At 44.4% G+C, this 5,452-nt stretch carries 4 protein-coding genes; 3 read left to right on the top strand and 1 reads right to left on the bottom strand.

Annotation, left to right across the window (positions count from 1 at the left end):
• Positions 1–183 precede the first annotated feature (183 nt).
• Positions 184–762: a hypothetical protein gene (locus MJ770_RS13335; protein ID WP_239255243.1), complete on the top strand. Its 579-nt coding sequence runs from the start codon at positions 184–186 to the stop codon at positions 760–762.
• Between the two features lie 601 nt (positions 763–1,363).
• A complete protein-coding gene (locus MJ770_RS13330) occupies positions 1,364–2,353 on the top strand; it encodes a glutathione S-transferase family protein (RefSeq protein WP_239255241.1) in 990 nt (329 codons plus the stop codon).
• A 184-nt stretch (positions 2,354–2,537) separates the two neighbouring features.
• Here MJ770_RS13330 and MJ770_RS13325 read toward each other — a convergent pair whose 3' ends face one another.
• Entirely contained in the window at positions 2,538–3,974 is a 1,437-nt protein-coding gene (locus MJ770_RS13325) for a mechanosensitive ion channel family protein (RefSeq protein ID WP_239255239.1), read from the bottom strand.
• A gap of 386 nt (positions 3,975–4,360) precedes the next feature.
• Between MJ770_RS13325 and MJ770_RS13320 the strand changes: the two genes are divergently transcribed.
• Positions 4,361–5,230: an NAD(P)-dependent oxidoreductase gene (locus tag MJ770_RS13320; RefSeq protein ID WP_239255237.1), complete on the top strand. Its 870-nt coding sequence runs from the start codon at positions 4,361–4,363 to the stop codon at positions 5,228–5,230.
• Positions 5,231–5,452 lie beyond the last annotated feature (222 nt).

Genomic DNA, 5,452 nt, shown 5'->3' with positions numbered 1-5,452 from the left:
AGATAGGTGAATTTTATCAAAAGTGCTTCATGAGAATGGGTTTTTCGAGGTGCCCAATATTAGAAAATTATGTAACTTTTTGCTCAGCTGCGAGCCACAAAGATCAAATTAGGTGGTTCATTACAGTAACAATTTACATACAAAAATATTTTGTTATAAATTGATAAGGTTAATAAAATTGCAATGAAAAGTATATCTCATGGTTTATCAACAATACCAACTACAACTGAGCAAAGCTTTAGATGTAATGATGAATTTACTCTGACTAGCGGACATGAGGTTTCATTCAAGCTCCCTAATAAAAAAGGATATTTCTTATTGCTGTTTATTGCTATATCTTCACTCTCCTTTGCTGTCAGTTCGACGACCTTTGCTCAGGAAGTTGTCGAATGGGAATGTCGAGTTGAAGGTAAGAATGATGGATGTCAAAAATTTATCAGGATTCCCTCAGGAAAGAAAATTGTTAGTGTCAAAGCAGCTTGTAACTTAGAACATGGTGCTGTTTCCGATAGCCAACTAGCATCTGCTTCTGATAAAAAAATCACAGTTGTCAGGAAATCAGATCGTCAAATGTTTCGCCCCAATGGTTACTGCTATGTAGCAACCACCAAAGCATATAAAGGGGAAACAACGATTAAGCGCAATAATGAAGTTAACGGAATCCGCATAGGGTGCAAGGAGCATGATGAAAATGGTGGTGATTGCCATATAAGAGGAATTATGACTCTGAGTGATGGCGAAGGCACTTCTTCAGAGAAATAGGTTTCGTATCCGGCACGGTTGACGGCTGACATTCCTGAATCTGGAATAGTTAAATACACCCACAAAATCGATACTAATGTTAGAAAATCCCAGCTAAAAAAGTCAATGTTGCTGGGAATTCTTCTACAAAATACGTCGTTCAATTCCTGCTTGAAAACGGCACAATTCAAGATTGTGGTAGGACTAAAGGGGTTACTGTTGAGCCTGACAGTAACCTTAAAGGGACGGAGCTCAATAAACCATACGGAAACAGCACACCACCTATTCCTTTGTTTCTTAATCCTTGTAAGTTGCTTAGATGCTCAGGAGATACCTCGACTAATGCCATCCCTATACAAGTTTCCTATATTCGACCTTAAAGAACGCTATACCGGAAAGTGGTGTATTCATTGCCATTAAAAATTTAATCGTCATGCACGCCGAAAAAATGTGTTTGGCTTATGAATGTCGTTCAACATGCTTATTAAATTTGGCGATACCTTTTATTATACTGGCGTAAATTTCAGCGGATGATGCAGCGAAGAAAGTTTTACAAAGTTACGAATTTATCAATCTAACCGATACAACCAGCGCAGCAATTGCGAATCAACAAGGAAATAAGGTGGGAATATTAATTGATGGGGAATGGCAGGATATTTGGTATCCAACCGAAGAAACCCAAGGGCGGTTTGTTCGTTCAGCAGCCCAGTTTCGAAACTGGATTACTGCGGATGGATCTGCTGGCCCAAGTGGTCGTGCAGGGTTTAAAGCTGAAGCGGGACGCTATCATTTATACGTGTCGTATGCTTGCCCCTGGGCAAATCGCACTCTGATCTTTCGCAAAATTAAAGGGCTGGAAAAAATGATTTCCTTATCCGTCGTGCATTGGCATATGGCTGAAGAAGGCTGGACCTTTGACGACGGTGAGGGTGTCATAGCCGATCCACTTTTTAATGCAGCCTATGTACGCGAAATTTATCTACAAGCCAACAAAAAATATTCAGGCCGTGTTACGGTTCCCGTTCTTTGGGATAAAAAAACGAACACCATTGTTTCCAATGAATCGGCAGAAATTATACGCATGTTTAACAGTGCTTTTGATAATTTAGGGGCAACTAAAGGCGATTATTATCCTGAAAAATTACGCGAAGATATTGAGCTTCTAAATGACCGTATTTATGACACCGTAAACAACGGTGTTTATAAAGCGGGCTTTGCCACCTCGCAGGAAGCTTATGAGGAAGCGGTGATTCCGTTATTCGAAACTCTGGATTGGTTAGAGCAAAGGCTGGCAACACAACGCTATTTAACCGGCAATCAAATCACCGAAGCAGACTGGCGTTTATTTACAACGTTAACTCGTTTTGATCCCGTATACGTTGGACATTTCAAGTGTAATTTAAAACGTCTGATTGACTATCCGAATCTTTGGGCCTACACGCGCGATCTTTATCAACAACCGGGCGTTGCTGGAACAATTAATATGCATCATATTAAAAATCATTACTACGGCAGTCACGCCACTATCAACCCAAGCGGTGTAGTGCCTTTAGGACCGGTATTAGACTTTAAGGCACCACATTTTCGAGATCAGCTACAAAGCCGAGCGTAATTTTTACGGTAAATTAAATACTCCTTTATTTTTTGAGGGATTATTATTGTTGTGTCATTAAATAAAACTCTCTCAGTTTAGCTAATTGCGAAAGCCCGAAATGTGTAACAGGCTAGAGTCTAGCTTTTAACTCTAACCATGTTTCTTCTCTACCAAATTTGTGGTCATGCGTAAAATTCGTGTCTTATGTTTTCAACGTCGGGCTGTCCTTCGAGCCGCGTAGCTCCGTGCGAAACTGCGGCAGGCTGTTCGGATGATTTTTTTGGATGTAGGTGATGAGTTTCTCGCGGATGTCGCAGCGAAGGTCCCAGCCCTTGGATGAATCTGCTGAAGTGGCCAGCACGCGAATTTGCATTGTCTTTTCTGTGGCATCGGTCACCTGCAGGTTCCAGAACCGTTTATCCCAGAGAGGATTTGGTTCAATGATATCTTTAAGCGCCTGGCGGAGTTCATCCAACGGCATTGTGTAATCAACCCACACAAACACTGAACCGAGCAACTGCGCCGAGGATCGCGTCCAATTCTGGAACGGTTTTTCGATGAAGTAAATCAAGGGCACCACCAGCCTTCGGTCGTCCCAAATGTGGATGACAACATAGGTCAGAGTGATTTCTTCAACGGTACCCCACTCGCCTTCCACGATAACGACGTCGTCCAGCCGAATAGGCTGCGTCATAGCGAGCTGGAAACCGGCGAACATATTAGAAATGGTTTTCTGCGCGGCGAAACCGATGATGATGCCGACGACGCTTGCCGAGGCCAGAATGCTTTTGCCATAGATACGCACTTCCTCGAACAGCATCAGGATCGAAGCGATGGTAAAAATGGTGATGACTGCGTATAGCAGTTTGCTGATGACGTGAACCTGCGTGTAAATTTTGCGCGCCTGCAAATTGTCGGCCGCGTTGATGTCATATTCGATCAGCACCGCCTTTTCGCCGAGAATCACGACCTGAAACAAGATAATCGCCACCCCGACAATCAATAGGATACTAGTGCCTTTGCCGACGACACCCGCAAATTCCGGCGGCAGACCCAAGATGGGTAGAGCAAAGATGATGCCCATCATTGGAACGATGATCCGCAGGCTTAAGCCGAGCAGCGGCATGAGCAAGTTGTCCAACTTGCTGCTCGACTTGGAAGCCCAGATCGACAGTTGCGCCTGTAGCACATGTGTGAACCGAAAGAACAGCCAGAACAGAATCCCGAACACCCCCAGGTCAAAGGCTTTGTTGAATACGTCGCGGATGATGTGCAGGTCCGGGCTTAGTTTCAGCAGCAGCGGCGTAGCCGCAAAATAGACCCCGCAAATCCAAATCAATACATAAAGAGGCTTGTCTAGTGCGCCCAGGACGTAATGGCGCATTGTCTTGTCTTCCGAATTTTTGACAGTACTTTTGAGCTTGTGTCGGACAAAGGCAAAAGCCACGAGATTCAGGAACAGCACCACTAGCACGAAGCAGAGCATCACGCCCAAATCGGCCCAGGTGACGGACCCAAGCGCTGGGGTGTTGACGACTGGGCCGAACAGTCGTTCCAGCCAGCCGCTCAGGAGCATGGTCAAAGAGGTGGAGAATCTGTCCAGGAAACCTATGCCAGATAAGTTTGAATTGATGGGCATTGTTGAATTCTCCCTTGGTTTTGATTCAGTCGGGGGCAACTTTCGCGCATCTTATTTCGCGGACTTCCGTTCAATTTGCGAAGCAACTTCCGTCGGTCGACGACTCGATCAAATAATATCACGCCGACGTGGTCGGCCAACTCGATAAGAACTGAAAACGCCATCGACGGCAAAACACAAAAAAACCTCGTCTGTCCGGTCATCGCCGATACCAAAAAACTAAATCCGGAGTGTGTCAGTTCAACCATTCCGACTCAGCGGTCTGCTCGTTGACGCTAGAATCGCAGTGTTCAATTACATTGATACTGATACAAAATAATGTACCTTTATGTCGGATTACGCTACGCTAAACCAACCTACTTAAATTACATCTCTAAAAAATTATTATGAAAACAGGCGTCATCGGTTTAGGAGCTATGGGTATCGGCATGGCTTTGAACCTTCACAAAACAAATCATCTTCAATCTTTCTGGAATCGAAGTCCAGCTCGTGCACAGGTTCTGGCGGATCAAACAGGCCTTGTCGCTGCAGGTTCTCCAGCCGAAGTAGCTGAACAATGTGAGTTAATCATTATTTGTGTATCACGAGATGCTGATCTATTAGAAGTAGTCAACGCGATGTTACCAGGTGTGCAAAAAAACTCTGTGGTGATCGACACTTCGACGGTGAGTTCTGACACAGCAAAACAAGTAGCCGCCTTGTTAAAAACAGTCGGCGCAGAATTTCTTGATAGTCCGGTCTCAGGCGGTGTAGAAGGTGCGAGAAACGGCACAATGGCGATGATGATCGGTGGTAATGAAGCCGTACTTGCATCGGTGCGTCCCGTACTTGAAACCATTGGTGACAATATCGTTCATATGGGGCCGACTGGCAGCGGTCAGGCGACCAAAGCGGTGAATCAAATTATGGCAGCCGGAATTAATCAGGCTGTGACCGAAGCGTTAGCGTTTGGTCAATCGATGGGTCTAAATATGGATAAGGTGGTCGACGTGGTTGGGTCGGGGGCAGCGGCAAACTGGTTTCTTGATCACCGAGGCAAAACAATGATGCAGAATAAATTTGATCCAGGTTTTAAGGTCGCCCTGCACCATAAAGATTTAATGATCTGTCGGGATATGGCTGAGAAAAATTCTGGAACGATACTACCTGCCGTAGAAATGACCTTATCCGATTACCAAAAACTGATGGATGATGGTCATGAAGATGAAGATATTTCTGCTTTGTTTCGGATCAAGAAAGGTATGCACGATAAATAGCAGCTCAGGCTGATTTTTGATATCACAAGCCGAATGCCACAAAGTTAATAAATTAACTACAAAAAAACTTAAGAAAGTATTGACGCGTGTTTCACAAGAGTCAAACTTTGCCAAAAGGGGTTAGCTTAATTGGATTCGGCACCCTCCTTTTTTTCAACTTTATTTAGATGTAGTAGTTCAGACTTAATCTGACAGTAAAGTCTTGCCAAAGGGTGGGGTTAC

The sequence above is a fragment of the Candidatus Nitrotoga sp. M5 genome (assembly GCF_927904885.1).
Classification (GTDB): Bacteria; Pseudomonadota; Gammaproteobacteria; order Burkholderiales; family Gallionellaceae; genus Nitrotoga.
Note: the sequence above shows the minus strand (reverse complement) of the source record. Positions and strands in the feature narration are given on the sequence as shown.

Bases quoted from the DNA above. Each gene is read 5' to 3' on its own strand.
- MJ770_RS13335 (WP_239255243.1), top strand. From the start codon at position 184: ATGAAAAGTATATCTCATGGTTTATCAACAATACCAACTACAACTGAG.
- MJ770_RS13325 (WP_239255239.1), bottom strand. From the start codon at position 3,974: ATGCCCATCAATTCAAACTTATCTGGCATAGGTTTCCTGGACAGATTC.
- MJ770_RS13320 (WP_239255237.1), top strand. From the start codon at position 4,361: ATGAAAACAGGCGTCATCGGTTTAGGAGCTATGGGTATCGGCATGGCT.